25 protein-coding genes are annotated in these 26,045 nt (G+C 40.3%); 13 read left to right on the top strand and 12 right to left on the bottom strand.

The window, feature by feature from the left end; all coding sequences use genetic code 11:
• Positions 1–58 precede the first annotated feature (58 nt).
• The 3 genes from EV194_RS08745 to EV194_RS08735 form a co-directional block, all read right to left on the bottom strand.
• A complete protein-coding gene (locus tag EV194_RS08745) occupies positions 59–1,081 on the bottom strand; it encodes an agmatine deiminase family protein (RefSeq protein WP_132433661.1) in 1,023 nt (340 codons plus the stop codon).
• A 4-nt stretch (positions 1,082–1,085) separates the two neighbouring features.
• A complete protein-coding gene (locus tag EV194_RS08740; protein WP_132433660.1) occupies positions 1,086–1,550 on the bottom strand; it encodes a DUF4268 domain-containing protein in 465 nt (154 codons plus the stop codon).
• A gap of 222 nt (positions 1,551–1,772) precedes the next feature.
• Positions 1,773–2,993, bottom strand: coding sequence for a hypothetical protein (locus tag EV194_RS08735; RefSeq protein WP_132433659.1), 1,221 nt, complete (start codon positions 2,991–2,993; stop codon positions 1,773–1,775).
• 172 nt (positions 2,994–3,165) lie between these two features.
• Here EV194_RS08735 and ccsB point away from each other — a divergent pair, with 172 nt between their 5' ends.
• From ccsB to hflX, 11 genes are all read left to right on the top strand, one after another.
• Positions 3,166–6,258 carry a c-type cytochrome biogenesis protein CcsB gene (gene ccsB, locus EV194_RS08730; protein WP_132433658.1) on the top strand — a complete coding sequence of 1,031 codons (3,093 nt, stop codon included), beginning with the start codon at positions 3,166–3,168 and terminating at the stop codon, positions 6,256–6,258.
• A gap of 70 nt (positions 6,259–6,328) precedes the next feature.
• Positions 6,329–6,811, top strand: a complete 483-nt coding sequence (locus EV194_RS08725; RefSeq protein ID WP_132433657.1) for an RNA polymerase sigma factor — start codon at positions 6,329–6,331, stop codon at positions 6,809–6,811.
• Positions 6,808–7,860, top strand: a complete 1,053-nt coding sequence (locus EV194_RS08720) for a hypothetical protein (protein ID WP_132433656.1) — start codon at positions 6,808–6,810, stop codon at positions 7,858–7,860. Before EV194_RS08725 ends, EV194_RS08720 begins: the two co-directional genes overlap by 4 nt.
• Before the next feature lie 136 nt (positions 7,861–7,996).
• Positions 7,997–9,013 (top strand): outer membrane beta-barrel protein, encoded by a 1,017-nt coding sequence (locus EV194_RS08715; protein ID WP_132433655.1) that lies wholly within the window; start codon positions 7,997–7,999, stop codon positions 9,011–9,013.
• Positions 9,014–9,028: 15 nt separating this feature from the next.
• The gene (locus tag EV194_RS08710; RefSeq protein ID WP_132433654.1) at positions 9,029–10,522 is read left to right on the top strand and encodes a WG repeat-containing protein; all 1,494 of its coding nucleotides are present in this window, start codon (positions 9,029–9,031) and stop codon (positions 10,520–10,522) included.
• A 151-nt stretch (positions 10,523–10,673) separates the two neighbouring features.
• Entirely contained in the window at positions 10,674–10,892 is a 219-nt protein-coding gene (locus tag EV194_RS08705; RefSeq protein ID WP_132433653.1) for a hypothetical protein, read from the top strand.
• 121 nt (positions 10,893–11,013) lie between these two features.
• Entirely contained in the window at positions 11,014–11,574 is a 561-nt protein-coding gene (locus tag EV194_RS08700) for a hypothetical protein (protein ID WP_132433652.1), read from the top strand.
• A gap of 249 nt (positions 11,575–11,823) precedes the next feature.
• Entirely contained in the window at positions 11,824–12,279 is a 456-nt protein-coding gene (locus tag EV194_RS08695; protein WP_132433651.1) for a hypothetical protein, read from the top strand.
• 667 nt (positions 12,280–12,946) lie between these two features.
• On the top strand, positions 12,947–13,615 hold the full coding sequence (locus EV194_RS08690) for an energy transducer TonB (RefSeq protein ID WP_165921838.1): 669 nt from the start codon (positions 12,947–12,949) through the stop codon (positions 13,613–13,615).
• Between the two features lie 224 nt (positions 13,616–13,839).
• On the top strand, positions 13,840–14,520 hold the full coding sequence (locus tag EV194_RS08685) for an energy transducer TonB (RefSeq protein ID WP_132433649.1): 681 nt from the start codon (positions 13,840–13,842) through the stop codon (positions 14,518–14,520).
• Positions 14,521–14,675: 155 nt separating this feature from the next.
• On the top strand, positions 14,676–15,887 hold the full coding sequence (hflX, locus tag EV194_RS08680; protein WP_132433648.1) for a GTPase HflX: 1,212 nt from the start codon (positions 14,676–14,678) through the stop codon (positions 15,885–15,887).
• A 294-nt stretch (positions 15,888–16,181) separates the two neighbouring features.
• Here hflX and EV194_RS08675 read toward each other — a convergent pair whose 3' ends face one another.
• The 4 genes from EV194_RS08675 to nadB all read right to left on the bottom strand — a co-directional run bounded on the left by EV194_RS08675 (position 16,182) and on the right by nadB (position 22,217).
• Positions 16,182–17,852 (bottom strand): formate--tetrahydrofolate ligase, encoded by a 1,671-nt coding sequence (locus EV194_RS08675; protein ID WP_132433647.1) that lies wholly within the window; start codon positions 17,850–17,852, stop codon positions 16,182–16,184.
• 270 nt (positions 17,853–18,122) lie between these two features.
• Positions 18,123–19,148 carry a hypothetical protein gene (locus tag EV194_RS08670; RefSeq protein WP_132433646.1) on the bottom strand — a complete coding sequence of 342 codons (1,026 nt, stop codon included), beginning with the start codon at positions 19,146–19,148 and terminating at the stop codon, positions 18,123–18,125.
• Positions 19,149–19,159: 11 nt separating this feature from the next.
• On the bottom strand, positions 19,160–20,449 hold the full coding sequence (locus EV194_RS08665; RefSeq protein WP_132433645.1) for a nucleotide sugar dehydrogenase: 1,290 nt from the start codon (positions 20,447–20,449) through the stop codon (positions 19,160–19,162).
• 175 nt (positions 20,450–20,624) lie between these two features.
• A complete protein-coding gene (gene nadB / locus EV194_RS08660) occupies positions 20,625–22,217 on the bottom strand; it encodes an L-aspartate oxidase (protein WP_132433644.1) in 1,593 nt (530 codons plus the stop codon).
• A 328-nt stretch (positions 22,218–22,545) separates the two neighbouring features.
• On the opposite strand from nadB, the gene EV194_RS08655 reads away from it, so the two are divergent.
• On the top strand, positions 22,546–23,022 hold the full coding sequence (locus EV194_RS08655; RefSeq protein WP_132433643.1) for a nucleoside deaminase: 477 nt from the start codon (positions 22,546–22,548) through the stop codon (positions 23,020–23,022).
• Positions 23,022–23,549, top strand: a complete 528-nt coding sequence (locus tag EV194_RS08650; protein ID WP_132433642.1) for a DNA-3-methyladenine glycosylase — start codon at positions 23,022–23,024, stop codon at positions 23,547–23,549. Before EV194_RS08655 ends, EV194_RS08650 begins: the two co-directional genes overlap by 1 nt.
• Before the next feature lie 51 nt (positions 23,550–23,600).
• Here EV194_RS08650 and EV194_RS08645 read toward each other — a convergent pair whose 3' ends face one another.
• The 5 genes from EV194_RS08645 to EV194_RS08625 all read right to left on the bottom strand — a co-directional run bounded on the left by EV194_RS08645 (position 23,601) and on the right by EV194_RS08625 (position 25,873).
• Complete coding sequence (locus tag EV194_RS08645) at positions 23,601–23,858, bottom strand: hypothetical protein (protein ID WP_132433641.1); 258 nt, start codon at positions 23,856–23,858, stop codon at positions 23,601–23,603.
• Between the two features lie 42 nt (positions 23,859–23,900).
• Complete coding sequence (locus EV194_RS08640; RefSeq protein ID WP_132433640.1) at positions 23,901–24,038, bottom strand: zinc ribbon-containing protein; 138 nt, start codon at positions 24,036–24,038, stop codon at positions 23,901–23,903.
• A gap of 154 nt (positions 24,039–24,192) precedes the next feature.
• Positions 24,193–24,819: a TlpA family protein disulfide reductase gene (locus EV194_RS08635; RefSeq protein ID WP_132433639.1), complete on the bottom strand. Its 627-nt coding sequence runs from the start codon at positions 24,817–24,819 to the stop codon at positions 24,193–24,195.
• A gap of 10 nt (positions 24,820–24,829) precedes the next feature.
• The gene (locus EV194_RS08630) at positions 24,830–25,492 is read right to left on the bottom strand and encodes a hypothetical protein (RefSeq protein ID WP_132433638.1); all 663 of its coding nucleotides are present in this window, start codon (positions 25,490–25,492) and stop codon (positions 24,830–24,832) included.
• Between the two features lie 6 nt (positions 25,493–25,498).
• Positions 25,499–25,873 carry a hypothetical protein gene (locus EV194_RS08625; RefSeq protein ID WP_132433637.1) on the bottom strand — a complete coding sequence of 125 codons (375 nt, stop codon included), beginning with the start codon at positions 25,871–25,873 and terminating at the stop codon, positions 25,499–25,501.
• Positions 25,874–26,045: the final 172 nt, after the last annotated feature.

The raw sequence follows: 26,045 nt of genomic DNA, 5'->3' as shown, positions 1-26,045 counted from the left end.
CATAAAGTGACGGTAGACCTTATGTGTTCGTAGAAAATAACAGATGATAAAAACTTGGTTACAGATGAATTTCTATGGGTAATTGCATGGTTACACAATGCAATGAACCATGTTGTTTTATTAATGGCAGGCAATTGATGCCAATGATTTCCCTGTCGGGGAATGCCTTTTTCAATTGGGATATTGCCTCATTATCCAAATCTGAGTTGTATGTTGGAACCAAAATAGCATGGTTGATAATCAGAAAATTGGCGTATGTGGCCGGAAGTCTTTCTCCATCAAAAATAACTTCCTTTGACATTGGCAAAGGAATAAGCTGATAGGGTTCACCATTTGCATTTCGGAGTTGAAATATCTCTTCTTCCATGGCTTTAAGAGCCTGATAATGTTCGTCCAATGAATCGTCGCATTTTACGTATGCAATGGTATCCGGGCTACAAAATCGTACCAGTGTGTCAATGTGGCTGTCGGTGTCGTCGCCGGCAAGGTATCCATTATTTATCCAGAGAACTCTTTTCAGTCCCAACTCCTGAATCAGATAATCCTCAATTTGCTGTTTATTCCACTCTCCGTTTCGGTTTGGTGACAAAAGGCATTCGCTTGTGGTGAGTAATGTTCCTTGGCCGTCGGACTCCAATGCACCACCTTCCAGCACAAAGTTGAGGCGGTTTTTGTAAAGAACATTTTTTGCGACGACTTCTTTCTGGAATAATGTTTTTGTAATCAGGTTGTCCTTATCTGCGGCAAATTTCAGACCCCATCCATTGAATTTAAAATCCAGACAAACCGGTTTGTTGTCTTCAAATATGGTAATCGGTCCAAAGTCGCGTGCCCAGGTATCGTTTGTCTCAGCAACTACGGGAATCAGATTGTGTCCAAATTTCGTGCTTAATGTTTTTCCGGTCTCTTCATCAGGCACCAAAAGGAGAATCTTCTCAAAAGGAAGGATGGAATTAATGATTTCAGAAAAACAGACCTGAACTTCCTCAAGCATGTAGTCCCAGTCGGTGTTTTTATGAGGCCAGGCCATAAGAATGGCGCTTTGAGGCGCCCATTCTGCAGGAAAGTGTCTTGTTGTCATTGCTTTACTCGTTCAGGTTGCTTTGCAAATAATCTTTTACCTCCAGAAAGGCTTTTTCCATCTTTATCATCTTATCAATCAAAAAGAAAGTCATATCAGACCATAATTCCCGATTCAATATATCTCCGGGACATTCGGTGTAAACTCTGCAAACCATCTCTCCGGTTGGCTTTTCGTAGGTGAAATCCCAATTGAGAGGCTCCCCGAATTCAGCTTCGAACAGGGACTTGGCTGCTTCAAGTTTTTCAAAAAGCTGCAATCTGCGCTCCTCTTTGGTATGGTTAATTTCAAGAGCAACCCGGGCTTTTTCTCTGTCCACATCAAAACGCAGGTCAAGCCCTTTTATGCCGGTATTATCAAATATCCAGAACTTTTTTCGTCCTTTCTGACCAGGAAGCCGGCGCGTTTTGTTGTTCAGCTTTTGCCAGAATTCTAATCTTACCTCTTTGGCTTCCTCCTTGTTGAACATTTCTTGTCTGTTTTGAATGAATTGCTTTTTTGTTGAGGTTGATAGATTATTGGGTTGATAGGTTAATAGGTCGCTAGGTCTTAACCACAATGGCACAAAGAAGGCACAAAGGTCACTATGATTAATTATGGCATCGTACACTTTGTGCTTCCTCTGTGATCTTTTTGGTTAAAAGCGTTAGTCAATCTCAAAATTCTGAAAATATCTATTTACATCAAAATTTTAGAAAGTATATCGCATAGATAAAAGAATGCGATTATTGGCGTAAGTTTTTACATCTGACGGTACGCCTTTTTCATCGTAACTATTACCCCAGCCGGCTTCGGTGTACATATATTCCAGTGCTACCCAGGTAGCCGTATTGATGTGGTAGCGAAGTCGGGGAGAAATGGTGAATACATTTGCAACTCTGGTATCCCGACCAAAGGCGGTAGCTCCATCAACGTTTTCTGAAGCACCAAGAGCCTCCGTGTATCCCACAAAAACACCGGGGCTCCATGTGGCTGAATGTCTTTCCATATCAGTCCAAAGCGAACCATATGCCAGTGGGATAAATTCCGGATTCTCAGGAGTAGATGCAAGAGTGCGTGCTACTCCACCGGGCATTGCCAGTTCTGAAGTGTTCTCGCCATACAATGCACCGGCACGAACCAATACGCCAGGGAAACGGTATCTGAAGGTGGTTTGTGCATGGAAACTGCCTACATAGGTGCCAATGGTTGCCGTTTCCTCAATGGCAGGCATCGCCAACCTTTTATATCCTGCCGAAACCGAACCCCAGGCATTGCCTCTCCACAATTTAAGTTGAAGGGTAACTTCCGGCATTTCTCCAAATTCGCTTCCCTCGCCGAAACCAGTTGTTCGGAAATTGTTTTGTTCGATGAATGAGGCGGATAGTTCAAAGTTTTTCTGGTGCCATGTAAGCCTCAACTGTGGATTTCTGCTCAGTGGGTGCATGGGTACGCCAACCCCCGTATGCGCAGTGTTGGGAAAATTCTCGGGAATGAAAAATGGATGCCAGGTTTGTCCGGCTGTTAAAGTAAAATCACCATAACCTAATCTGATGAAAGCATGTCGGAGTCTGAAATTGGAATCTGCTGCCCGGGCATCTCCCAAAAAGTCGGCCTCAATAAGCCCATATACTGAAATGCCATTAACTATAGGTCCTTTAACGTGAATGCCGAAGCGCGAGTGGGCAGCATCAATATCCGTATTTCCACGACCATTTAAATCAATACCTGTTTCGGTATCTAAAACTTCTGGTAATGGGTAAAGGTATATGTGTTTGTTTCTGAGTGTATTTCCAACTCTGGAGTTATGTGCGGCATCCACGGCCACAAAGCCGTGGAAAGAAATGTCAAATAGCTTTTCTTCACTCTCTTGCGCCATCACAAATGATGAAGTGCAAAACAATGCTAACAGTAAAAAAGTAATCTTTTGCATGAATTTTTGTTTAGATGATAAGAAGATGTTTTTGTCTGTTTTACAGATGGATAGTCCTTTTTTATTTTGTTTTTCGCACTGCGAAAAAACAAAAAGTTATCCAAACCAACAAACAATTCTTTTATGTAATTGCGCAAATCTTATATCTTTATACGTTTCAAAACCAAAAAAAATGAAGAACATTATTCGGATTCTTTCAGCACCATGGCTTATGGGAAGCCTTTTTGTTTTGATGGCCGCAGTTATGGCAATGGCTACATTTATCGAAAACGACCACGGAACACATGCTGCGAAGGCCATTGTGTATAACTCATGGTGGTTTGAGCTGATTTTCTTCTTATTAGCCGTCAATATGCTGGGTAATATTTTCAATTTTAACATGTGGAAGTTGGAAAAAATGCCGGTTTTTTTGTTCCATGTTTCATTTTTTGTCATCATAGCTGGTGCTGCAATCACTCGTTATGTTGGTTATGAGGGCTTATTGCACATCAGGGAGGGAGAAACTGAAAATCTGATGTTATCCACCGACCCATTTGTTACAACAGAGTTTCAATCAGGAGATGAGGTTGTTCAAATGAGCCGCCTCGCATTTTTGTCTCCGGCATCACCTCGTCAATTCCGGGCCTCACTTAAAGCAAGCGGAGAGAGGGTCCGAATTCGCAGCGTGGCATTTGTTCCAAATGCTGTTCCGCAACCTTTGGAAACCATGGGCGGCAAGCCCCTGGCTGCCATTGTTTTTTCTGACAGAATGGAACGTCTTGAGCATTTTATCGCTCCCGGCGAAAAAATAAAAAAAGCAGCCTTTACATTAGGCTTTGAAACTTCAGATGATACCAATCCCGATGTTTTCATTAAAAGAAATGCATCCAATACAGGGTTGGTTTTAACCGCCAATCAGCCGTTTTCAGGATTGAATATGGAAGACAGTTCAACCAGATCTTTTGAGGCCAATACTGAGTACCCCTTTAACCCGGGGCTGCTGTATGATTTTAATGGTTTAAGGATAACTGTGAGTCGCTACTATCCATCAGCCATGATGCGTCCTGTAGCTTTGCCCGGAGACCAGGGAAGCGGAATGCCGCACGGGGTTGTTTTTGAGGTCACTCACAGGGGCGAAACTCAGTTGTTTACCGCTTACGGACGCAACGGCAGGGTAGGCGATCCCTTTAAACTAAGTCTGCCCGGAGGTGAATTAACCATGCGTTTTGGAGCACTGCCAATTGAACTGCCTTTCAGCGTTAGACTCAATGAATTTATTCTTGACCGATATCCTGGGTCATCCAGCCCTTCAGGCTATAGAAGCGAAATTACCCTATTTGATACTGAGCGAAAGTTTGAACAGGATCAGTCGGTATTTATGAACAATATTGTGACACACAGAGGATACCGACTTTACCAAAGTTCCTATGATCAGGATGAAAAGGGGACTGTTTTATCGGTGAATCATGACAGAGCAGGAACCATCATTACATATTTAGGATATTTTTTAATGACACTGGGTATGATGTGGGCGCTTTTTGGAGGAAAAACACGCTTTAAACAATTGATGTCCCATGTTGGGAAAATTCATGAGAAGCGGAAGCATCTTATTACAATTCTATTGCTGGTATTTGCTTTAAATGCGGGAGCTCAATCACGGGAGGTGTTACCTCCCGCTCCCGACCGTGAAGTTGCTGATGCGTTCGGAGCCATTCTGGTTCAGGATAACGGTGGAAGAATTAAGCCATTGAACTCTCTTCATCAGGAAATTGCATTAAAGTTGGTGAAGCATCATACATTCAGGGGAATGACTGCCGATCAGATGATTTTGGGGATGTTTACTCATCCGGCTGACTGGCAAACCTTCCCGCTTATTACAGTTAAGGATCCACAAATCAGAGCCATTCTTGGTATTACACAGGATAAAGCTGCTTTTGCAGAGTTTTTTGACAGTAACCGACATTATAAATTGCATCAGTGGGTTGATGCAGCCCACAGACAAAGCCCGGCTGCACGTAACAAAACGGAGCAGGAACTGATTAAGATTGATGAACAGGTCAATGTTTTTTATCTTACCCAAATGGGTAATTTGCACAGAATTTTTCCCTCAACAAAGGATTCTCATTTACCCTGGTACACTCCAACATCCCAACCTCAGACGCTGACCACGGGCGATAGCTTGTTTGTTTCAACCTCCATACGGAAGTTTATAGAGATGGTTCGTGAGGGAAACAATGAGGCTGCCATCAGTCAAATAAAAACCATTGATGAATACCAACGCAGCCATGCAGATGAAATATTACCAACCGACAGGGTTCGGAGACTGGAATTATTATACAACCGACTGAGTATTTTCCTTTGGCTGGCAACCTGGTTCTTTGCCCTGGGGGGTGTTTTGGTTCTGCTACAATTTATTAACATGCTAAAACCAACGCTGAATTTTAAGTGGATTATGCGTGGTGGATATCTGTTGCTCTTTTTGGGGTTTTTGTATCATACTTTTGGCCTTATTTTAAGATGGATTGTTGCAGGTCATGCCCCTTGGAGCAACGGGTACGAATCAATGATTTTTGTTGGGTGGTCGATACTCTTCGCAGCTTTTTTAATGGCCAAAAAGAGTTCAACAGTTTTGCCAATATCGGGTTTGTTCACCGGAGTCGTTTTAATGGTGGCTCATTTAAGCTGGATGAACCCTCACATCACCAATCTGGTTCCCGTACTTCAATCACACTGGTTAACATTTCACGTTTCGGTCACCATTGCCGGATATGGATTTTTTGCTTTGGGTGCACTTTTAGGGTTCATGAACCTGCTTATAACTTCGGTTCAAAACAAATCTAATTTTAACCGACTAAAACTTACCATTGATGAATTTACCGCCATCAATGAAATGTCCTTAACCGCCGGGCTTTACCTTATGACCATAGGCTCATTTCTGGGCGGCATCTGGGCTAATGAATCGTGGGGACGCTATTGGGGCTGGGATCCCAAAGAGACCTGGTCGCTAATAACCATTGTGCTTTATGCATTTGTTCTGCACATGCGATTCATCCCCGGGTTAAAAGGGAAAACAGCATTTAACACTGCTTCCATTTTAACATTTGCATCGGTTATTATGACTTATCTGGGAGTAAATTATTATTTGGCCGGGCTCCATTCATATGCCGGAGGCGATCCGGTGCCTATTCCTACCTTTGTTTACTATTCTGTGGCCGTCATTTTTGTATTGATATTTGCGGCCAGGTGGAATGAATCAAAGATGAGTCGGGAATTAAAAAAAACTTGATTTTTTTTAATTCTGCTGTAACTTCACATCCACATTAAGCGTCACATTCATATAAACCTTAAAAAACAGGATGACTGAGGCTCAATATAATCAGTGTGTGGAGCAGCATGCAGACAATCTTTACCGTTTTGTTCTCAAAAACATAAAAGATGAGGACAAAGCGGCAGATATTGTTCAGGATGCCTATGAAAAAATGTGGCGAAATAAAGATGGTGTGAATCCGCAAAAGAGCAAAAGCTATCTGTTTACTACAGCCTATCACGTACTCATTGATTATGTAAGAAGAGAAAAACCAACCAAATCCATAGAAAATGAAATATCGGAATATTGCACTCACGCGCAATACTCCGATCTGAATGAACTGCTACACCAGGCTGTTGAAAAATTGCCACCAGACCAGAAAATGGTGGTAATGCTTCGTGATTATGAGGGATACAGTTACGAGGAGATAGAACAAATCACAGGTCTTTCGCAAAGTCAGGTTAAAGTTTACATATACCGGGCACGACTTTTCTTAAGAAAATTTATCGGAAAAATGGAGGCGGTAATATGACAACGGATAGAAATAATAAGCAAATTACCAGAGAGAACTACTTCGAGTGGTTTCTGGATTTTACAGACGGAAATCTTTCCGAAAAACAGAAGGGTGTGCTTGAACATTTCTTGTCAGACAACCCTGATTTAAAGGAGGAGTTTAATGAATTAACTTCCGGCTCCGATTTGTGTTTGTCTTTTTCGCAAGAAGATTCCTTTCCAAATAAATCCAGACTAAAAAAGGCACCGGAACCTTTCAGCAATATCTCTGAATATGACTACCTGTTAATCAAAAATTCAGAAGAGGAGCTAACCAACTCCGAACAGAGTCAACTTAACAGTATTTTAGAAAATGACCCCGCTTCTGAGAGTGAGCTAAAACTTTTTGAAAGGTTAAAGTTGCAGGCTCCCGAAGTTGTTATGCCCGGTCGTGCAAAACTGCTTCGCCGCAGGGTAAAAGTTAATTACTTCAACTATTTAAAGGTGGCTGCTGCTGCCATCCTGATCTTTGTGATGTTTAATTACAGAGAAAATGTCTCTTTGAATGACTCATCGCAGGAATTCCGGTTGGCTAGTGTCACTGAAGTAGAGCCAATTATTCATGAGCCTGTTATGGATGAAGAGGTTTTTGCCATGCAATCTTCCGATATTTTGGTCACTTTACCAACGATTTTAGCTGATGGAGTTGCCAGTTATACGGCCAAACCTGAGGTGTCAGACGTTCTTGATGAACCTGAATTACTTCAATTGCCGCGACCCGCAATCCAACCTTTAAATCCCGGGATTATGCCAAATGCATACGAGGCTGGCCTGGCTTTAATGTTGCCTCAATATGTTGAAAACAGACGATTAATGGCTCAACTAGATCCGGAGAGATCAGGATCTCAACAAGAAGACACTAAAACTTTATTGGAGCGAACCGGTGTTTTATTCAGGAGTGTCAATCCGCTTTCAAATCTGGCATACAACAGAGTGTATGATGAGGAGGGTGAAGTTGTGGCCATCAACATCAGTTCAGATAATTTTGAACTGACTCAAAGAGTTCCCAAATGGTTGGCTCCGAGATAATCTTACACTGTTTTTTTGTTTGCCCTGTAACTTTTGCTGTAACACAGGCGTCCCATTCATAAACAACACTCCGGAATGTGTTTGAATAGTTTTGAGATAGCTTTATAGTAAGATGACTAATTAAAAATTTAAAGTGATGAAGCAATATAATTTACCAAAAGATATATATCCTGATAACGTGGCAAAATTCCACAACTGTTTCAATCAGGACAGGGTGCTTTTAGCTACTAAGAGACGCAAACCAGGTGTTTTCTCTATTCTGACGATGTTATCCATCATCATTTTTGTTTCAACAGCTGACGCACAAAACGGACAGACAGACAGACAAAAAGTGAGGGACTTGGTGACTGTTGAAGAAACTTCCCACAAAACGAGTGTGATCTTCCCGGGAGGATCTGTTATTGTAGATCATATCGAAGATACCATTACCAGACTATCTGTTGGAAGAAGGGAATTGCAGATTATTGAAGATGATAAATCCGGGTGTACCCGAATAAAAATGGTTCACAGACCCCGGGAAAAGTTCAGAGGACATTGGTCTGGGTTTGACCTTGGTCTCAATAATTTTTTCTCATCTTCATTTGACAGCAGTTTACCCGATGATGGTTATTTCATGGATCTGAACAATGGAAAATCAGTGGCAGTTGGATTGAATTTCTTTCAATATGATATCGGATTGTCTAGCTATAACAACAATACCGGTTTGGTAACCGGTTTAGGCATTACCTGGCACAATTATCGGTTGGATTCTGACTACATTCTTACCCGACTGGAAAATGGCAAAACGGGATATTACATCGAGGAAGACCTGAACATCCGGAAAAATAAGCTAACCACCATGTTTTTAACCGTTCCTTTGTTACTTGAGCATCAGTTTCCGGTGGCAGATTCAGGAAAACCAATATTTATAAGTGGAGGAGTTTATGGTGCTTTTCGACTTCGCTCTCATACCAAGCTGGTTTATGATGGCAGAGAAAAGGAGAAGTCCAGGGACAATCTGAATCTCAATTCCTTTAAATATGGATTCACGGTTCGGGCGGGGTATAGAATGATAAAGCTATTCGCCACTTACGATATGACTCCGTTATTTCAGAAAGATCAGGGACCGGAATTATATCCTTGGTCCGTAGGGTTAACTCTTGTTAGTTTCTAGATTTTAAGATGCATTATGATACGTGTGGTTTTAATCATAAAAATTTTGCTTGCACTGCTTCTCCTTGCGGAGAAGTCAGAAGCAGCGACCCTCTTCAGTAATTCTACACGGCAGTGGGAGAGAACCTGGGAAATGAAACCGGGAATATTTCGGGTTCTTCAGGATGGGAAAATAGGCATTGTGAATAAGGAAGGGGATATTTTGGTTCCCATCCAATACGATCAGGTATATGATTTGGATCGGGAAGGGTATGTTCGGGTTCTGCAAAATCTGAAAATAGGGCTTTATCATCTGGATAAGGGAATGATTTTACCCGCAGAGTATGATCAGATATGGCCATTTGAAAATGGTGTGGCAAAGGTGTTGAAAAACAGGAAGGTTGGATTTGTGAAGAGTGATGGTTCAACTTTGATTCCTACCGAGTATAACCATATTTGGCCTGCTGAGGACGGTTTTTATAAAGTTCTGAAAGATGGACGAATGGGGTTGATTGATTTGGAAGGGCGTATGGTTGTTTATCCCGGCTATCAACAAATATGGTCCTTTGAAGAGGGATACGCCAGGGTTTTAAAGGATGGTAAAATGGGCTTCATCAACAGGCAAGGTTTTGAAATCATTGCTCCGGTATACCAGCAGGTTTGGAATTTTGAAAACGGGAAAGCCAGGGCTTTATCAGGCACCGAAGTACATTATATTGATACACTGGGGCGTTTGTTAGATAAAGAAGTTGAAACCATTCAATTGCCCGTACGGGAATCCATTCAGGAAGAACCCGCTCCGCGGGTTCGTATCGGTCGGGATCATGTTGAAGTGCATCGTGAAACTCATTCAAAAGAGATACGCGTTCATAAAGGAACTTATACCAAGCGCAGGAATTACTTTGATGGTAACCTGGCCGGTATAAATCTGGGGATAAATGGGTATTTAAACAGCAATTTTAAAGAACAAATGCCTGACGGGTATGAGTTCATGGAGTTGAATCATTCCAGATCCATTGAATTTTCAATTTACCCTTTTCAGAGAAGCACGCCGCTTTTTAGTTCGAATATAGGACTTGTTAGTGCTTTGGGGCTTGAGTATAATAACTACAGATTTTCGTTCAAGAGTCTGTCCGAAGTTCCTGATCATTCCATTGATTGGTTTCCTGTATTATCAGAAACAGCCACGATCAGAAAGTCAAAACTGACAACCCTGTTTCTGAATGTGCCCCTCGTTATGGAGTTTCAGGTTCCGGATGGGTCTGGTAATAATCTATATTTTGGAGCAGGTGTGGTAGGCGGCATGCGATTACGATCGCACACAAGAACAGATTCTCGTGACGACGGACGAAAGAGAAAGCACAAAGTTAGGGATGATTTTGATCTGAGAACTTTCAGATATTCATACATTGCGAGAGCAGGGTATGACAATTTTGGAATTTATGCCACATATTCGCCCATGTCCATGTTCAAAGATAATCGTGGACCTGAGTTGTATCCCTACACAGTTGGATTTTCATTAAATTTTTGAGGGATCTGGATTTATATTGAGTTGGCATTATTGGTTGGTTCACACAAGGTGTAAGGACAAACGAAATTTTTGCCAGATGACCAATTTTATCGTGAACTTTGTATAGGATAAAAACTTTGCGATTATGAATGCAGCATAAATAAAACTGGATTTGTTCAGAAAGATAGATAAGTTAAAGGAGTCTGAGCTTGAAAAGATGTATAATAAGTTCATAGCATTATTAAATGCCAGTTCGGCGTATAAGTTGTCTAAAGATGAAAAAGCGGCTATTGATGAAGCCCTAGAAGAAAGCAAGCAAGGGAAATTTTTTACCCATGAAGAAGTTATGGAAGAAGCCAGAGGCAAATATCCAAACTTGAAGTTTAAATGAGAACAGTACATTGGAACAAAATTGCCAGACCTCCACTCGACTCTACTGCTTTACTTGCAAAGAAGCTTCGCAGAGATAGAACCAAAAGTAATGAGTCCTGAGTTTAAAATTTTAGTGTAATATGTTGACAACGATCTTCTTTGTGATTGTATTTGCATTATCTGCGAATGTTCCTGCTCAGGACAATATGAAGAGATGGAGTAAAGAACATCCAATTACGATTGATGACTTTAAAGGACTACCATCATTAGTTGAGACAAGGTTCCCTAAAGGAGTTTTTAATGATATCCCAGCGGCATATTTAGCTACGTTAATTTCTATCGAAACTCGATATGCAACAAATTACTGGGAAGTCTCTGTGATGAATGAAATGGATAGAAATCTATCATTTGTAAATGACACAACAGTTAAATATTGGTTGCAGCATGAACAAATTCATTTTAATATAAATGAGGTGTATACGCGGAAAATCAGAAGAGCTGTCGAAATATTGCAAAAAAGAAATGAAAGAAATATTGATGTATATAATAATGTGATAGATCTCAAATTAAGTAAGCTTGATTCAGTTCACTATCAGTTTGATTTTGAAACGGGTTTTGGGGTAAATATAAGCAACCAAAACAGATGGGAACGTAAAATTCAAGATTTGTTAATCGAATTAGAAGAATTTGCAGATGAGTAATTATGGTTTAATGTCATTTAGTTGGTGATGATCCGTTCGCGCCGATTTGTAATCGGGGCTTCTTGGACAAGAAGTTGGTCATGGCGAAGATTTGCGGCATCAAAAGCTTTTTGATTATAATTAGATTGAAATTTTGCGTGGAATTTAATATATATTTATAGGTTTAATGGAACCTATAAATATACAGAACGGTTTCAATAAATAAGGAACAGGCTAGAGTTACAGCAATAAAACAAGAAGTTAAAAAACATGAATTGCGTAGGCTTAGATAAATTTTTTTTATTGATGGGAGTGCTATGGCATACAAGCATATGTGCTTCAGGTCAGGATTGCAACCCCACTCGAAATTACGTCTATGATATAGAAGTATTTTATTTAAACGAAATTGATAACCAACAGCCATGTGATATTGACTCATTATTGATAATTGTGGAAGGTTATTTTAATGATGATTTAATTCAGATATATATAAATGGGGAGATTTATTATGAAAGTAATATTACAAGCGACGAATCTACAGGAATTGCAGAAACACTGTATGTAGACAATTATAGTTTAGTGAATAGTGTTGGCGTCAGTGTAAATAAGGGTAAAATGGCTCACCTTGAAACAGATAATCAATGTAAGCCTATTGGCATACGATTTGACTATGTCAGGAAGGTTTTGCAGGTATTGTTATATTCAAAAGCCCCTCTTTATTATTGAATTTGTATTGTTGGAGGGAGCTTCTTTAAACAGGCCCAAATTGATTGTTATGGAGTATTTTAGCCCTGTTTTTAATGCTTTCGGGTACCGTATGGTTTATTTTTATTATTATCCTGAATAAAAAAGTGTTCCCTGATGCTAGTTTTTACAGCTTAATTAAGCTACGCGACATTTCACTATATCTGGAAACTATTCGTTCAAAGACTAATTCTCAGAAAATAAATCAATTAAAAGCCTTGGCTGTATTCGTCGTTGTTTTAACAGTGAATTTTTTATTCAATTAATAATCGTCCTTTTTCACTTGCTTTAGGGTTTTAAAGGTCAAATTGGTATAGGGAATTGAGCCATGCCACACTCCGTTCGCGCCGGTTTGCAATCGGGGCGTCTTGGAACATCATTATGGTATTTGGTGATAAAAATGACAATCCAACCCTTTCTATCTTATAATTAGATCATTAAAAATCGATGCAAGCTTAACATAGATTAACAGTAATGTTAATCTTAACATCCTGTTAACGTGCTCTAATTTTCATCAGCCAGTCTATCAATGTTTTATACATTCAAGACTATATGTAAATCCAAATTAAATCTAAACAACACTAAAACAATTGACTATGATGGGATAATAATCGAATTTGAAGTTATAAATCCATTAAAACTATGCGATATGAACTCCAGAAAAACTTCAAAATCAGACTTGGAAAGCAAGCGATCTATGTTTTTGCAAATTGGATTGGTAGTTTCTCTTACTGCAGCATTGATAGCTTTTGAATGGTCTTCTTCCGATGTTTCATATAACTACGCCTGGTATGGCGCTGAAACGGAAGCCACTGAGGAATTGGTTCCTATTACGGTACATAAAGAAATTACTCCGCCGCCTAAGGCTCCACAACCTTTAAATTTACTGGAAATAGTTTATACTGACGAGCCTCTTGAGGAAACGCTTTACTTAGGTTCGTCCGAATATACCGATGAGATTATATTTGTAGAATGGAAACCAACCGAAGATCCTAGAGAGGTCCTCCCTTTTGCCGAAATTATGCCGACATATCCAGGTGGAGAGCAGGCTCTTTTTAGATTTCTGGCCGAGAATATTCAATACCCGCGCACGGCATTACGAAACGACATACAGGGCAAAGTATTTGTATCATTTGTGGTAGACCGAAACGGGAAAGTAACAGATATAAAGGTTGTGAGAGGTCAACATCACGAATTGGACAACGAAGCAATTCGGGTTATTAAACTGATGCCCGACTGGGAACCAGGAATACAAAACGGGGAGCGGGTTAATGTTGCATTCACGGTACCCGTTAATTTTGAGATAAGAAATTGGTAAGAAATAGAAAACAAGAAATTGGGAAAATCAATCAACAAATGATCGTTGTGTTAAATTTCTTGAAATTTATTTAACCTAAGAAATAAAATGCGCAAAGGCTCTTTTATTTCAGAAGAAAAACTTATTTTTACGTTCTTTTCAAGCGTTAAATTAACATAAAGCTCTTGTAAAAAGACGATTTGAGTATTATATTAGTTTTAAACTATAAACAGTAACCAGTAGTTATGGACACTAAAAAATCACCCAAAGCGGATCTGGAAAGCAAGAAAACTGTATTTATGCAGATTGGTCTTGTGGTAACCCTCTCTTTGGTTTTAATTGCTTTTGAGTGGACAACCACGGAAGTAAATATAAACCTGGGGTTAATGGATGTAGAGGAGGAGGTTGAAGAGGAAATTATTCCAATCACCAGACAGGAAGAGGTACCACCACCACCGCCACCACCGCCACCAGCGGTAACTGATATTCTTAATATTGTTGATGACGATATTGATCTGGATGAAGAGTTAGAGATCTTTGACACTGAAATGCACGATGACTCAATGATTGATTTCGTTGATATGGATTATGAAGAAGAACGTGACGATGGTGAGATCTTTATCATAGTTGAAGAAATGCCTGAGTTCCCCGGAGGAGTACAAGCTTTACAACGCTACCTGGCACAATCTATTCGTTATCCTGTAATTGCACAGGAAAATGGAATTCAGGGAAGGGTATATATTCAATTTGTAATTAATCAAAATGGTGAGGTAACCAATGCAACCGTTTTAAGGGGAGTTGATCCAAGTTTGGATCGAGAGGCTCTCAGGGTTGTACAGGCCATGCCAAACTGGACACCCGGACGTCAGAGAAACAGGCCGGTAAGGGTTTCTTATACTGTACCTATTAACTTTGTTCTTCAATAACAGAACATTTTTAATCATAAGATAAAAAACCCGGCTTTTAGCCGGGTTTTTTGTTTATATTAGATACCGTCCAGGGTTTGGTCAATCATTATTCAGAAGTTTCCAAAAGATCATTATTTTTGCTTTACCATTTAACTGAAACATTTATAAAATATATGATAGAAACCCAAAAAGATCTTGAAAAAGTAGTGCTGGTAGCTGTCAGAACACCTGATTTAACCGAAGCTGAGGTTCTGGAGCATCTGGATGAGCTTGCTTTTCTTGCGGAAACAGCCGGAGCAGAACCTGTGAAAAAATTCACCCAGAATTTAACCATGGCCGACAAACGTACTTATGTAGGCAGTGGTAAGCTGGAGGAAATAGTGGATTATCTAAAGGTTCATGAAGATGTGACGGGTGTTATTTTTGATGACGAACTCTCCCCTTCGCAGTTGAAAAATCTGGAAGGAACCATTAAAAGACGTGTTTTAGACAGAACCAACCTGATTCTGGACATTTTTGCCAGCAGAGCAAGAACTGCACACGCTAAAACTCAGGTAGAATTGGCTCAGTATCAGTACCTGTTACCACGTCTTACCCGAATGTGGACTCACCTTGAACGACAAAGAGGTGGTATTGGCATGCGTGGCCCGGGAGAAAAAGAGATTGAAACAGACCGCCGGATTATTCGGGACATCATTGCCAAACTAAAAAAAGACCTGGAGAAGATTGATAGACAAAAGGCTACTCAACGAAAGAATCGAGGCAAAATGGTGCGTGTAGCTCTTGTAGGCTACACCAACGTGGGAAAATCCACCCTGATGAACGCCCTTAGCAAAAGCGAGGTGTTTGCCGAGAACAAGTTGTTTGCGACGTTAGACACAACTGTTCGTAAAGTTGTGATTGGGAACTTGCCCTTTTTATTGGCCGATACGGTGGGCTTCATCCGAAAACTGCCTCACCATTTGGTGGAATCGTTTAAATCAACGCTTGATGAGGTTCGAGAAGCAGATCTGCTGATGCATATTGTTGATATATCACACCCCGGGTTTGAACAGCAAATTGATATAGTACACAATACCCTGCGTGAAATAGATGACACCGAAAAACCGGTCATGATGATCTTTAACAAGGTTGATGCTTACAATTACATCCCGAAAGATGAGGACGATCTCACTCCCGCTACCAAACAAAACCTCACCCTTGATGATTTGAAGAAAACATGGATGGCTAAAGACACCCCCGCCATTTTTATTTCAGCACTGGAAAAAACAAACTTTGACGAATTTAAGGATACACTGTATAAAGAAGTGCTCAAGATTCATGTAACAAGGTTTCCTTATAATGATTTTCTTTATCCGGATATTGAAGAGGATGAAGAGGAGTAGGACTAAAAAGTTTGATGTTTAATAACAAGAAACGAGCCATGAGAATCGTCAGATCGACGAAGTCAAAACCTTCTCACACAGGAGAATCCAAGATCGGCGTAGCCAATGACTATGATGGCGAGTTCCATGTGACCTTAAAATACAAATTTTAGACACATGAAAAGTTAACCACAATGAACACCAAGAAAGCACAATGAACTCTATGGCTACAGCAATAACACATAGACAATTGTGGGCTTAGTGAAATCCTTAGTGATCATTGTGGTTAAATAATAAACCTATCAGAAGCTTGTTCTAGAACAACCCTGATATAATCCCATCAGAAGATATATCAATGTCTTCAGCGGCCGGTTTTTCAGGCAAACCAGGCATCCGCATAATGTTTCCGGTAATTGGAACAATAAATCCTGCTCCTGCAGCAATTTCAATCTCTCTTACTGTTACCACAAAATTTTCCGGACGACCCAATAGTTTTGGATTATCCGAGAGCGACTTTTGTGTTTTGGCAATACATACGGGCAGTTTATCCAGCTTCAGATCGTAGATTTTTTTTAGATCAGCTTTTGCTTGCGCAGTATAATCAATGGCTGCAGCACCATAAATTTTAGTGGCTATGGTTTCAATTTTCTTTTCAACCGGCCATTCCCACTCATAAAGGGGTTTAAGTTCAGAAGAACATGTTTCAGCCACTTCACTAACTATTTTTGCAAGTTCTTCAGCTCCCTTGCCTCCCATGGCATGTACTTTTGCCACAGCTGCTTTTACACCAAGCTCCTTACATTTCAGTTGAATGGCATTGATCTCGGCATCGGTATCATCGGCAAAGTGATTGATGGCAACCACAGGACAAACATTAAACTTACGCATGTTTTCAACATGCTTTTCGAGATTCTCCAACCCTCTTTCTACTGCGGCAGCATCGGGATGATTAATTTCCGAGAGTGACACCCCTCCGTGATACTTCAGTGCCCGAACCGTAGCCACCAAAACAGCCGCATCAGGCTGCAAACCTGCAGAGACGCATTTAATATCCAGAAACTTCTCTGCTCCTAAATCGAATCCAAAACCGGCTTCTGTCACCACATAATCAGAAAGAGTTAAGCCCATTTTTGTGGCAAGAACCGAGTTGGTTCCCTGGGCAATATTGGCAAATGGTCCGCCGTGGATAATGGCGGGGTTTCCCTCTAGTGTTTGCACCAGATTTGGTTTAATGGCATCCTTTAACAAGGCTGCCATGGCGCCTTGTGCATTTAAATCACGTGCATAAACCGGTTTTTTGTCTAATGTAAACCCTATAAAAATGCGCCCTATACGTTCCTTTAAATCTTCAAAATTCTCAGCCAGACACAAAATAGCCATAATCTCAGAGGCCGCAGTGATATCAAATCCGGTTTCGCGAGGAACACCGGAGGCTGTTCCTCCCAATCCCACAATGATGTGACGTAATGCCCGGTCATTCATATCCATTACCCGCTTCCAGTGCACTGTTCGCGGGTCGATACCCAGCGATCCGTTTTTGTTTTGTATGTTATTGTCGATAAGTGCTGCCAATAGATTGTTTGCCTTTTCAATGGCGGCAAAATCACCGGTGAAGTGAAGATTAATATCCTCCATGGGAACCACCTGCGCATGACCTCCGCCGGTAGCTCCTCCTTTTATGCCGAAAACCGGCCCAAGGCTTGGCTCACGTAGAACAACCGTGGTCTGCTTTCCTATCCGGTTTAAACCTTCGCTCAAACCAATAGAAATGGTGGTTTTTCCTTCTCCGGCAGGTGTTGGTGAAATAGCTGAAACCAATATCAGTTTTTTCCCTTTCATCTTCCCTTTATCAATTATTGATAAAGGAAGCTTGGCCTTATAATGGCCGTAAGGCTCCAGCAAATCTTTGCTAATGCCTAATCTTTCAGCAATTTCACTAACAGGTTTTAGGGTTACTTCTCTGGTTATTTCAATGTCTGATTTCATGTGTCTATAATTTGCTATTCAGTTGCTACCGAGCACTCGGGAGAACTCGTTTCATTAGCATTCAATTTATGTATCCTATGTGGTAAATAATAGCTTATTAAATTATGTATCTACCTGATTTATATATTCATAAAAGCATGCTTACGCAGAATAAAATATGCTTAATATCATAAACTTACCTCTGTCTAATATCTAATCCCGAATGTCTCGGGAAAAGTCAAAAGATCTATTGTGGTAAATATACAGAAAATTAAATAAACCCATTCAGGTTTATTTCCTTCCCCAAATCAGTTCCGCTTTTCGTCCAAGAATGAATAAGGACAGAGCAAGAATAAAGAAAAACAAAGCTGGCGGTAATGGATGCCACAGAAAAAGGAAGAATTGCGTGTAAAGGTTCACCAAAAGAGTCAGGTTGCCCATCCACACCCACTCTTTTTCCGATTTTTTCTTTCCGTAAATCAATGCAATGATTGCTAATGCAGCCATCAGTAATCCTCCGGGCAGAAGGTCAACTGCTGATGCGTTATCCCATGATTCAATAGAGCTATAGTTTCCAAACAAGGCGAACAGCCACAAAGAGACCCAAAATATAATAAGCCAAAATTGAATCGTAATCCGGAAAAATGTTTTGAAAATTGAAGGCGTTGGAATAAACTTTTCCATCAATAAAAAAAGCGATGAAAACACCAGCCAACGAAGAGGCAAATTCATTCCCAAAAAAGTACTCCCCCAGTTTCCCAGCCGGGCTGTTTCCAATGTCATCCATAGAGAAAACCCTACTAATCCGACAATCCAGATTAATGAAGAACGAAAAAATGATGCTACTACAAGCGAATAACAACCTGTGATAAAAACAGGCAGCACTTTATAAAAATCTTCGAAATCGAAAGCCTTAACCGCGTAATAAACTGCTCCGGAAAAGGAGATGATTGAAAGAAGCAGTAGTGCTTCAACTGAAATAACGGTTAACTGTTTACGCTTATAAATGATATTGGCCAACCAAACAAATAGAATGGTGAGTACAGCAAGCAATCCCATGAAAAAGAGAGAAGAGAGGGAGAAAAAACGGGTAATGATTTCAAGCACCCATTTATCGACCACCAGGTGCAAAAAAGCTATGACCATAAACAAAACGGACAGCCCCATTAAGTTTCGGGCTATCCGTTTCCAATTCAGTGATTTTATTTCAACATCGGCACGCAGTTCATCCGCTTTCTCTTCCGAAAGCAACTCTTTCTGAACCCATAACCTGAGTAGTTTTTCTACCAATATGTTTTGTTTCCGGGATATTTTCACAAGCCTCGGATTTACAAACTCCAGTATTCAAGATTTTTAATAACGTTGCGGAAAACTCCTTTAACATCCACAAAAAGAGCCTTTTCGTCCATAAATGAACTGAACCAGTCTTCATTCAGACTTATATATTCAGCATGATTTACAGCCACTATAACAGCCTGATATTTACCTGTAGGCTTATCTACCAACCCGTAACCGTACTCTTCCATCAATTCTTCAGATGAAGCATGGGGGTCAATCACTTCAACATTAACACTAAAGGATTTGAGCTCGTTTACCAAATCTGCGACTTTGGAGTTCCTGATGTCACTCACATTTTCCTTAAAGGTAGCTCCCATAATCAAAACCCGAGCGCCATTGATTGGATGCCCGTTTGATATCAGCCGCTTTACCGTTTGCTTGGCAATGTATGGTGCCATGTTATCGTTAATCACCCGGCCTCCTGTTATTATTTTTGAATGTATGCCTAACTCACTGGCTTTATAGGTGAGATAATAGGGGTCGACTCCAATACAATGACCTCCTACCAATCCGGGGAAAAACTTCAGGAAATTCCACTTGGTTCCTGCCGCTTCAAGCACCTCGTAAGTGTTTATGTTTAGTTTATTGAATATTAAGGACAGTTCATTCATCAACGCGATGTTTACATCGCGTTGGGTGTTTTCAATAATTTTAGCTGCTTCTGCCACCTTTATGGAGCTGGCCTTGTGTATTCCGGCTTTTATGATCGATTCATAAACAGCTGATATTACTTCAAGTGCTTCATCATCACTACCGGATACAATTTTCAGAATTTTGGTAAGCGTATGCTCCTTGTCGCCTGGGTTTATCCTTTCAGGTGAATATCCCACTTTGAAATCCACATTGAATTTCAATCCCGATTCCTGCTCCAGAATAGGCACACAATCTTCTTCGGTACAGCCGGGGTAAACGGTGGATTCAAACACCACATAATCGCCCTTTTTAAGAATTTTTCCTACGGCATGACTGGCACTCAGCAGCGGATTCAGGTCGGGAAGATTGTGGCGATTAATGGGAGTAGGAACGGCCACAACGTGGAAGGTAGCGTCCCTTAAATCCTCAACATTGCTGGTGAAGTGAATGTCACATCCGTCAAAAGCCTCCGCTTCCAGTTCGTTGCTTGGGTCGATGTTTTTGCGCATCTTCTCAATGCGGTCGTTTTTTATGTCGAATCCCACGACCTTCATTTTTCTGGCAAATTCAAGTGCGATAGGCAGACCAACATAACCCAATCCGATGACCGAAAGCTTAGTCTCTTTATTTAATAACTTTTGAAGCATAATAGTTTACTGTCAGAATAAAAATAATCTCTTAATTAAAACGAATAGTAAAATAACGGATTTGATCAGACATATGCGCAATTATTACACAAAATTCTTTCATGAGTTGATAAACGGCTTAATTTATTACAGGGCTGATAAAACATACTTTGATACAACTCTATGCTATTCCTTATTATCCCTCAATCTGATTTGGATAATCAAGGTTATAATGTAGTCCTCTGCTTTCTCGCCGCTGTTGTGCCATTTTAATAATAAGGTACCCTACCTGAATGGTGTTTCTTAATTCACAAAGTTCTTCTGATACAATCGATCGTTGATACAGACTTTCTGTTTCATGGTAGAGAATTTCAAGCCGGTCGAGGGCGCGTTTCAGTCGCAGGTTGGAACGCACAATCCCAACGTAATAGCTCATTATCTGTTCCAGTTCTTTCTGACTTTGGGTAATCAGTACCATTTCCTCTGGTATTGAAGTTCCTTCATCGTTCCACTCAGGAACCACATCCTGAAATTTATACTCCTTAATTCGGGATATGGCATCCTTGGCAGCAACATCGGCATACACCACTGCTTCGAGAAGAGAATTGGATGCTAACCGGTTTGCTCCGTGCAAACCGGTGGAGCTGCACTCACCCACTGCATATAGCCTTCCAATACTTGAGCGAGCATAAGAATCCACTTTTATTCCTCCACAAGCATAATGAGCCGCCGGAACTACAGGGATCATATCTTTGGTAATATCAATTCCCAATGATAAACACTTCTTATAAATATTTGGAAAATGTTGCTTGATTTCATCAGCGCCCTTGTGCGTTACATCAAGAAAGACATATTCATCCCCAGAAATTTTCATTTCGTTATCGATGGCACGAGCAACAATATCACGGGGTGCAAGGCTTTCTCGCTCATCGTATTTATGCATGAATTTTTGTCCGTCCCTCCTTTTTAAAATGCCTCCAAAACCACGCATGGCCTCAGTTATCAGAAAGGAAGGGCGCTCTTTTGGGTTATATAATGAAGTTGGGTGAAACTGAATAAACTCCATGTTTTCAACTCGTCCTTTTGCCCTGTAAACCATTGCAATTCCATCTCCAGTGGCAAATTTTGGGTTTGTTGTGGTTTGGTAAACGGCTCCTACTCCACCGGTAGCCATGAGGGTTACTTTTGCAAGGATGGTTTCAACACAGTTACGTTTTCGGTTAAGTACATAAGCTCCATAGCATTCAATGTCATTTCTCCATTTATTTACCACCTCTCCGAGGTGATGCTGGGTGATGATTTCAACAGCAAAATGGTCTTCCAGTAAATCTATGTTTGGATTGGTTTTTACAGCCTTAGACAGGGCTCTTTGAATTTCATATCCAGTATTATCCTTATGATGTAAGATGCGATATTCAGAATGTCCTCCCTCCTTATGCAAATCGAACTTTCCATCAAGAGTTTTATCAAATCGCGTACCCCACTCCATGAGTTGATTTATCTGCTCAGGTGCTTCAGTAACAACCTTTCTAACCACATCTGGATTACATACCCCGGCACCAGCAATTAACGTGTCTTTTACATGTTTCTCAAAATCATCAGGCTGATAAGTTACGGATGAAATTCCGCCTTGGGCATATACTGTTGTTGTATCTTCCAGCTTGTGTTTGGTAATAATGCAAACCTTTCCATGCTCAGCTACTTTAAGTGCAAAACTCAAGCCGGCAATTCCTGATCCAATTATCAGAAAATCATACTTCTTCCTATGCGATATATCTTTTGATCTCATGTAAATCCTATTTGCGAGGGTAAAGTTATGAAAAAATAAGACTAAAAGCTTTTATAAGCATTAATGAGATATTAAACTATTCTCAATATTGCAACCAAGGTCAAATTTCGAACTTTAATATTGACCAAACACTTTAATTATGGCTAAAAACAAAAAATAATGAGCTGTTGTTAACTATCATGATCCATAATAGTGCAAGAAAAAATCAGCCAATAAACCCCCTATATTATATTGAAAAGAGAGGATTTTACTTTATGCTAACAGCTTTTGAATTTCACTTTGTTTTCTTGTTTAAAATTTGTAGAATTGAAGTATAAAACTAACAAAGATGAATAACGACAAAAACGATAAGTTCATGCGTATGGCCATTGAATTAGCCAATGATAGTATAAAACGCGGTGGTGGACCATTTGGGGCAATAGTTGTAAAAGAAGGGGAAGTTGTAGGAAAGGGATCTAACCAAGTAACAAACCATAATGACCCTACTGCTCATGCTGAAGTGCTGGCCATCCGAGAAGCTTGTAAGAATCTTAAAACCTATAATTTATCGGATTGCATTCTATATACTTCCTGCGAACCATGCCCAATGTGTTTGGGAGCCATTTACTGGGCTCGTATTCCCAAAATATTCTTCGGTAATACCAGGAAAGATGCAGCAAAAATCGGCTTTGATGATGATTTCATCTACAGAGAAATTGGAGTTTCTATGGATCAGAGAAGCATTCTGATGGAACCGCTTTTAACCAGTGAGGCCATCTCAACATTCAAGATGTGGCAGACAATGCCTGATAAAACCGAATATTAATGTACAAAGCTGGCGAAGTCGTTCATCCTTCTTTCTTCCATGCCGATGCACTTGATGTAGCACCACATCTTCTAAAAATGCGACTGGTAAGGCAATTCAGCAATGAAAAGAGAATTAAACTACAAATAACCGAAGTTGAAATATACAGAGGTGAAGAAGATCTTGGTTGCCATGCAAGCAAGGGACGAACTCCCAGAACCGAAGTGATGTACCTTCCAGGCGGTTGCATTTACGTTTATCTCATTTATGGCATGTATTGGCTGCTTAACATCACCACTGGTCCGGAAAATCATCCACAAGCCATCCTGATTAGAGGAACCAAAGAGATTCAAGGACCCGGAAGAATTGGCAGGGCCCTTGAACTGGACAAATCATTTTATGGCGAAGAAATCACCTCTTCAGACCGTCTGTGGCTGGAATGGTGCCCGCTTGATAATTCGGACAAATATCAAACCCTACCGCGAGTAGGCATAGACTATGCAGGAGAATACTGGGCTAATATTCCCTGGCGGTTAAAGTCGCTCTAATCTTTAAGTCTCTTTCCAGGTTTTGATGCAGATTGTCCCAATCAACAGAGATTAAACCTCCAATGAAATAAGTTTTGCATCAACACCATTAAGCAGATTTAGTTTACGGACAATTTCTTCATGCTTGGTTAAATCATCTCCGGGGAGTTCCAGAAAAATAAGCCCACTATCAGAACAATTCTCTAAAACCCCATCATGAATTCCGAGACGGGTCTTGATATAACAACCCCAACCTGTCAGGATTTTTTGAACATTTTCTGCAGTTTCCCGACGATGATTAACAAGAATCAGCAAGACGTCGCGTTTCATAGTTTTTTAATTATGAATGCTAATAAAAAATGAGTCAATGATTTAGACTTTAACCCACTCCTTATGTCCGCAAACCGGACAAACTGGTAAAGACTCATTATCATCCGTCAAGTTTACCACTTTACCACATTTTGTACATTTATAATCTCCAGTTCCTGGCTTTTCTCCTGTTGTTGGCATAATCGTTTTGTTTTAGGTAAATATTTAAGTTTACTAAATATAAGAAATTTATTCAGCAAAATAAACACCCAAAAACAAGAATGGCATCTATTGAAATTCGAAACGCAGATGTTTAATTGTTAGTGTTTAGTTGAAAAGATGACGGACTTATTTGTCAAAAAACAAACTCTCCATCTATTTCCTCCTTATCTATCAGTCTGTCCATCATCTCAAAAACTCTTTTTGAGTCCCATTTAGCTGCTCCTGTTTTGTAAAGAACGATTCTCCCACCCGGTGTAATGATGAAGGTGGTGGGTAATACAGATGATTCAAGGGTCTCCGGGGCTGGACTCCCGGGGTAATAAAGCGGAAGATTGTATCCCCGTCTCTCCATGAATGAATTCACAACTGTGGGGTCTTCATTGCTTAAAAAAACAAAATTGATTTGATCTTTATACGCATCATAAAGATTTTGTATGGATGGCATTTCTGCAATGCATGGCGGGCACCATGTTGCCCAATAGTTGAGAAAAACGGGCTTGTCTCGTTTTTCTCCCAAAGTGGTAATTTCTCCATTGTAGCTTACTAGCCTGAATGCCCAGTCATTTTCAGACATGAAGATGGTTTTGGACGATTCCCTGGGCGACAACAGGGTTTGTCGCACAATAAAGGCCGATAATGTTTTTCTGGTAGTAGGAATCAACATCATAACAATCAGGACAAGAAACAGAAAATCAAGAGTGATACTCCACCAACGTTTTCTTCTTCTGTAATTGTTCCACTTCTGCTTAATTATACCCATAGAAGTTTAATTATTCTTTCTTTACAAACCATTTATGTAGGGTTTTGGTTCGGTAAGTCCTTTTATTGTCACAAACAATGGTTGCTCCAATTCTGTTAAACCCTTTTAGTTCCGGTATTTTTTTATAAAACTGGTCAACACTAATGGTCAGCGAATGTGAAGTTCCCGGCATGAGTGTCAGTGGAAATAAAGAGTTTTTAATTTTGAATTTTCTTGACCTAAACCATCTTTTAAATACCAATTCCGGTTCGCGAAATGTTCGGCTTTCCCTGGTTCGGTTCGAAATAACCAAAGTAATGAGTAAACGCTCTTCATCCTTTTGATAGGTTAGAGAAGCTGTAAATGAAACCCATTGAGGTAAAAGTTTCGCCAGCCAGCCTTTGCGGTAGAGATAATATCCTGTAAGTGCCAATGCCGTAAGCCAGAATAACAAACTCATGAAAGATCGGTTTCTTTCGGTCTGTTCAACTGCCCGCCGGTTTAATCGGTCATCTCTGTAAATGAGGCCATCATCAGATGGCTTTGTTTGAATTTGTGGCTCCTTGCGAATTTCTGTTCTTTGTTCGGCAGGAGGAAGCATGATCCTGCCGCATAAATTCATAAACAACAAGAAAGCCAGTATTGAGATAATAAAGGTGCGGTTTCTAATCCAAAAGTCTGTAATTCTGTCCATCTTGTTTTATTGCGGAAACGGCATTAATCCATTGTAATTGATGTAAAATTCTCCTCCGGTTTCTGGTTTTCCCATCTCTTTTTCGGTTTCTCCGTTGGCATTGGCAACCCCCACGCTTGCAAAACGGCAAATGGCTTTGTGCCTTAACGCATGCAGCGTTACTTTTGAAGCCACATCGGGCGTTAGCACTCCCATTTCTGGGTAGGTCGCCGTACGAACCACGACAAAGTACATCTCTTCATTTTTGCGCGCCAGAATTTGTGGGTTAACATCCAGTTCCTTTCGCACGTTCAACACTTCAAAGCCATTGTCGATGAGATTTTTATACACCACCTTGATGCCAAAGAAGTGCAACTCCTCATATGTCATTATTTTTCCCATTATTAGTGCAAATTAAATAAAAATTAACTGAGAATCATATTTTCTCTTTCTAACCCTAAATAAATGTCGACATTGAAGCTCTTTTCTCAATAAATATGAATTATTTTGACCACTGATAAAATGTAAGGGTTTCAAAGGTTTGAAACACCAACATTTCCTATGTCGGGGTTAA

This window comes from Natronoflexus pectinivorans, assembly GCF_004345615.1.
Classification (GTDB): Bacteria; Bacteroidota; Bacteroidia; order Bacteroidales; family Marinilabiliaceae; genus Natronoflexus; species Natronoflexus pectinivorans.
Note: the sequence above shows the minus strand (reverse complement) of the source record. Positions and strands in the feature narration are given on the sequence as shown.